The organism is Vibrio sp. 10N.222.46.A1 (assembly GCF_041473595.1).
Lineage (GTDB): Bacteria > Pseudomonadota > Gammaproteobacteria > Enterobacterales > Vibrionaceae > Vibrio > Vibrio tasmaniensis_A.
Window position 1 is genome coordinate 1 of the sequence record NZ_JBFRSN010000984.1, and the last position, 3439, is coordinate 3439.

General features: G+C 45.0%; 4 protein-coding genes. All 4 read right to left on the reverse strand.

The features are described from left to right. Window positions 1-61: 61 nt before the first annotated feature. On the reverse strand, window positions 62-667 hold the full coding sequence (locus AB4496_RS22850) for a BON domain-containing protein (protein WP_009848945.1): 606 nt from the start codon (window positions 665-667) through the stop codon (window positions 62-64). A gap of 16 nt (window positions 668-683) precedes the next feature. Beyond that, window positions 684-1274, reverse strand: coding sequence for a phosphoheptose isomerase (locus tag AB4496_RS22855; protein WP_004729817.1), 591 nt, complete (start codon window positions 1272-1274; stop codon window positions 684-686). A 2-nt stretch (window positions 1275-1276) separates the two neighbouring features. Further along, on the reverse strand, window positions 1277-1675 hold the full coding sequence (locus AB4496_RS22860; protein WP_009848946.1) for a YraN family protein: 399 nt from the start codon (window positions 1673-1675) through the stop codon (window positions 1277-1279). Then, on the reverse strand, window positions 1662-3439 hold a 1778-nt coding region (locus AB4496_RS22865; RefSeq protein ID WP_372132072.1), incomplete at its 5' end, for a penicillin-binding protein activator. The genes AB4496_RS22860 and AB4496_RS22865, both read right to left, overlap by 14 nt.

Sequence of the window (3439 nt, forward strand, 5' to 3'; positions counted from 1 at the left end):
ACCAACCAACCAACCAACAAGCAGCTAAGCAACTAAGTTAGCTAAGTAAATTCAGAGGGCGTTAGTTTACCAAATTGTCATCTTCACCATATTCAAACGCTCGAATCACCTGCTTCACACCAGAGATATTACGCGCAACTTCTGTCGCGATATCAGCGTGTTCCCGAGAAACTAATCCAAGCAGAAATACTTCTGAATCTTCAGTAATGACTTTGACTTTGATACCGTTAAGCTCAGACTTGGCAAGTAGGGCAGACTTCACTTTAGTGGTAATCCAACTGTCTTTGCTGATAGCACTAACAGACAGTGGCTCTTTCACTCGGATCTGGTTGTGTATACTTTCAACTCCCGTTACTGCTTTAGCTTGGCTTTCAAAAGCACGACGTTCAGCATCTGTCGTTGCTTGCCCCATCAGAACTACTGAACCACGGTAAGAGCTTGCTGTGATACTGACATTGCCGCGAAATGGCGGTTTATTGGTCATAGCTGCAACTTCAAATTCGATATTGTTGTCGCTCCAAATCTCTTTGGTGGTTCGTGTATCTGTGACTAGATTTGCAGTAGTTGCTGCACCAGCAATGAAAAGACCAGCACAACCAGATAACGACAGTGTAAGTAGCGAAACACTAATCAGCTTAAGCAGCTTCATAGAAGTTAATGATTTCATCGTGATGCTCCGTATATCACTCTTCGTGAGCTGGGAAGAGTACTTGATCGATTAGGTCACATAAGCAGTGTAGTGTCACCATGTGTACTTCGTGGATACGTGCTGTACGGTGTGAGGGAATACGAATTTCTACATCGTGCTCACCAAGCAGGCCAGCCATTTCACCACCATCTTTACCAGTAAAGGCGATGATTGTCATATCACGTGTTACCGCAGCTTCCATTGCTTTGATGATATTTTTACTGTTACCACTAGTAGATATAGCCAGTAAAATATCGCCAGTTTGACCAAACGCGCGCACTTGCTTAGAGAAGATCTCTTCGTAGTGGTAGTCGTTTGCCACCGCCGTTAGTGTGGTGTTATCAGCAGTGAGAGCCATTGCTGGAAGGCTAGGACGCTCGGTTTCAAAGCGATTAAGTAGGCAAGAGACAAATTGCTGAGCATTCGATGCCGAACCACCGTTACCACAACAAAGAATCTTGTTTCCGTTAAGCAGGGTTGCAACCATTGCTTGAGCGGCATGCGTGATTGCGTCTGGCAGAGCTTCTGCCGCCGCAATTTGGATTTGAATACTTTCTGTAAAACTTTCTTTGATGCTGTCTAGCATGTTTATCCTTGGGTAATCGCGTTTTGAATCCAGTCGATAGTGTCATTCGGCCCTTCGATGGCAATGATATCAAACCTGTAATCTGTAGAGTGTACCGACAAGCCTTGCTGCATAAGCCAAACATTGGCTGTTTTGAGTAGCTTTTGTGACTTTTTGGCTGTCACCATTTCAGCGGCATGTCCGTAGCGTGTTTGCTTGCGGTATTTTACCTCAGTAAACACAACCGTATTGTTATGGCGCATTATAAGATCAATTTCGCCACACTTTGCTATGAAGTTTTCTTCAATTAACGATAAACCGTGGCGAACTAAATAATTCTTTGCCACGGTCTCGTATTTATCACCCACTTGTTTGTGGGTGATTGTTGGCTTGGATAGGAACTTACGGCTAAAAAGCCCCATGCTCTGCCCAGCTGATTTCACGTTGAACCACACAGTTGTTGTCGATGGTTAATACGCCGGTTTCACCTGTAATACTGTAATCTTGTACGGCTTTCATCTGTGGTAGTGCATCCATTAGATAGTATGCATCCATTCCTAGAGCTTGTAGACGCTTTTGGCTGTTCGAGTGTGAAGGCCATAGGTCATTAAGCGCTTTGTTAAGCTCGTTTTTGTTCTCGACTAATAGCGGGATATCGCTGTAGAAGACACCCGTTAGGTCTTCATATTGCTTGTCACCGCTGTTGCTGCGTGAGTTTGAAAACAGTGCAGGTTGGCTAGCATCAGGGTTAATTGCAACTTCAATGAAGGGTTTGATGAGTGTTAGCTCTGAGTTCTTAGCGACAATGTAGACAGAATCGATATCACGACGACTGCGTGGCTCTGTTTCTAGGTCTAGGTTAAGTAGTCCATCCATTTGAGCGATACGTTGTTGGCTCTCTTGTAAACCGAAAATCTGATTCACATTACGCTGCAGTTGGCGTTTGTCAGAGAAGAAGCTGATTGCAACGTCGTTGTTGCTGTATTTCTGCCACTCTTCGTTAAATGCTTGCTTAACGCGGTCACCTAAGCGTCCTTTGGGTGCAAGAATTAGTGGGTACTTATAGCCTTGTGCAAAAAGGTGTTTCGCAGCCTGAGCGACTTCTTGTTCTGGCGATAAAGCGAGATAACAAATATTAGTATCTGGTTCTAGCTGAGTTGGAATATTAAGAGCTAATGCTGGAATCGAGTTTTCGTGGTTTTTCTGCGCTTGTTGAAGCTTGGTGATATTGCTCTTAATCAGAGGGCCAACGATGAAATCAACGTTATTCTCTTCCAGTTTCGCTTTAATTTCAGCGGCACTTTGTACGTTGGTATCCATTACCGTCAGAGTTGCATCTTCTTCACGCTCTTTGTCATTCATCATCGCAAAGATGAAACCATCACGCACAAGTTGTGCTTGCTTACCGTACTTACCTGTTAGCGGCAGCAGCAGCGCAGTGCTGGTTGGTTTGCTGATCTCTAGTGCCAAGATGTCGGTGATCGCTTGAGGTGTGTAAGTAGCCGCAGGGTGCTGAGGATTCTCGGCTAACCAATCAGCCAGGGTTTCCTGTAGGTTTGGAAGGTTCGAATTCAGCGTCTTCATGTAGATAGCCAGTTGCAACCAACCTGAAAGCACATCTTCTGTCGGCGATGTTTTCAGTTCTAGAATCTCGTATTGAGAGTAGCTATTCAGGTTCTGCCAAATACGGTCGGCCGTTCGCTGTTGGCTTTCGTCGCTAGCGTCCAGATATTCAGAATAAAGGACTAACTCACGGCTCGCTTCGAAATACTCATTCTGTATTTCAGAAATGTTGGCGCGTAACTCGTGATAATCTTTCCATTGCTCGTTCGGAAGCGTCCACCAAGGCTGAAAGTTCAGTTGGCTGTACGCTTGCTGTGGTTGCGAGTTATTCACCAGCAGTTGAGCGCGAGCTAGTTGCCATTCTGCTTGTTGAACTTCACTCAGCTCTTGTTTGGCTAAGCGTTTGATCAGCAGAGTCGCTTGATCGGTTTTTCCAGCTTGCACAGAAGCCTTAAGCGCCATGATTAACCAGTCGTTTTGTAGACTTCCTTTGCTACTATCCGCCTGCATCATGTAACTTTCAGTTGATTGCGCTGGATCTAGTGTAATATCAACACGCGTTGGTGCTTGAGGACCTGAAGAACAAGCCGCCAATGTAATTGCTAATGCAATTGGAGTGAGTA

Bases quoted from the DNA above. Each gene is read 5' to 3' on its own strand.
- AB4496_RS22860 (WP_009848946.1), bottom strand. From the start codon at position 1,675: ATGGGGCTTTTTAGCCGTAAGTTCCTATCCAAGCCAACAATCACCCAC.
- AB4496_RS22855 (WP_004729817.1), bottom strand. From the start codon at position 1,274: ATGCTAGACAGCATCAAAGAAAGTTTTACAGAAAGTATTCAAATCCAA.
- AB4496_RS22850 (WP_009848945.1), bottom strand. From the start codon at position 667: ATGAAATCATTAACTTCTATGAAGCTGCTTAAGCTGATTAGTGTTTCG.